General features: G+C 63.4%; 3 protein-coding genes. All 3 read left to right on the top strand.

Translation table 11 applies throughout. The features are described 5' to 3' along the window. Positions 1–428, top strand: a 428-nt coding sequence (locus tag EN991_RS36365) for a DMT family transporter (RefSeq protein ID WP_164769667.1), incomplete at its 5' end; no start/stop codon positions are given. A 55-nt stretch (positions 429–483) separates the two neighbouring features. Continuing rightward, positions 484–1,110 carry a molybdenum cofactor guanylyltransferase MobA gene (gene mobA / locus EN991_RS36360; RefSeq protein ID WP_127370527.1) on the top strand — a complete coding sequence of 209 codons (627 nt, stop codon included), beginning with the start codon at positions 484–486 and terminating at the stop codon, positions 1,108–1,110. Continuing rightward, a partial coding sequence (gene mobB, locus EN991_RS36355) for a molybdopterin-guanine dinucleotide biosynthesis protein B (RefSeq protein ID WP_127370526.1) occupies positions 1,107–1,384 on the top strand: 278 nt, incomplete at its 3' end. The genes mobA and mobB, both read left to right, overlap by 4 nt.

Below are 1,384 nucleotides of genomic sequence, written 5' to 3'. Positions count from 1 at the left end.
ATCTCGCCACCAAGCGGATTCCCAAGGCCATTCCGACATTGCTGGTGTCGACGGCAACCGCGCTTGCCATGACCATCGTCGGCGCGGCGCTGTTGCCGGCAATGGGCGGCTGGACGCCGATGACGGGCAACAGCACGGCCCTGCTGGCCCTGGCTGCTGTGCTGGTGATTATCGGCTACCAGTTCATCATCATGGCGATGCGGGCGGGCGACATCTCCTTCATCGCGCCGTTCCGCTACACGGCCCTGATCTGGTCGATCCTGCTTGGCCTGTTCATCTTCGCGGACATTCCCGATCTGCCGATGATCGTCGGCGCCACCATCATCATCGGCTCCGGCCTCTATGCGCTCTACCGCGAGCGGGTCGTCGGCCGGCGCAAGATCGTCGCCGAAAGCACGGGGCCAAGCATGGTTCCGGACGGAATCTAGCCAGATCATTGAAGGTTCTTGTGATTTCCGACGGCTGGCATACAGGCTTCGTGGCATGAAGCGAGACATTGCGGGGATTGTTCTGGCCGGTGGCCAGTCGAGGCGGATGGGCGGCGGCGACAAGAGCCTGTTGCCGCTTGGCGATGGCTGCCTGCTTGACCAGGTCGTGTCGCGCTTCGCCCCGCAAATAGAATCGATGGCGCTCAGCGCCAATGGCGACCCTGCACGACTCCTGCGCTTTGGACTGCCGGTGCTTGCCGACAGCGTGCCCGGCTTTGCCGGTCCGCTCGCCGGAATCCTGACCGGCCTCGAATGGGCCGCGGCCAACAGGTCTTGCAAGGCGATCGTCAGCGCTGCCGGTGACACGCCTTTCCTGCCGTTGGACCTTGTCGAGCGTCTGGCAGGGGCCGCCGATCAAAGCCCCGGTTCTATTGCCGTTGCCCGCTCGGCCGGCAAGCGGCATCCGACCTTCGCGCTGTGGCCGATCGGCTGCCGCGATGCCTTGCGGCACTTTCTGGTCGATCAGGATATCAGGCGGGTTTCGGCTTTCATCGACCGGCAGGGTTTTGTCGAGGTGGAGTTCCCGGTTCCGCCATCGGCGGGGATCGACCCTTTCTTCAACATCAACGAACCGGACGATCTTGTGTCTGCCGAGCGTCTGTTGCAGAGCATCAAGCCATGAACAGACGCGTCTTCGGCATCACCGGCTGGAAGAATTCCGGCAAGACGACTTTGACCGAGAGGTTGGTCAGCGAATTGGTCCGGCGCGGCTGGAAGGTGTCGACGGTGAAACATGCCCACCATGACTTCGACATCGACAAACCTGGCGCGGACAGCTTTCGCCACCGGCAGGCCGGCGCCACCGAAGTCGCGATCGTCTCCGGCGTTCGCTGGGCACTGATGCACGAGCTGCGCGGCGAGGATGAGCCGACATTGGAGACTGTCCTGTCGCGGCT

Origin of the sequence: Mesorhizobium sp. M7A.F.Ca.US.005.03.2.1, assembly GCF_003997795.1 — a bacterium.
Classification (GTDB): Bacteria; Pseudomonadota; Alphaproteobacteria; order Rhizobiales; family Rhizobiaceae; genus Mesorhizobium; species Mesorhizobium ciceri.
Note: the sequence above shows the minus strand (reverse complement) of the source record. Positions and strands in the feature narration are given on the sequence as shown.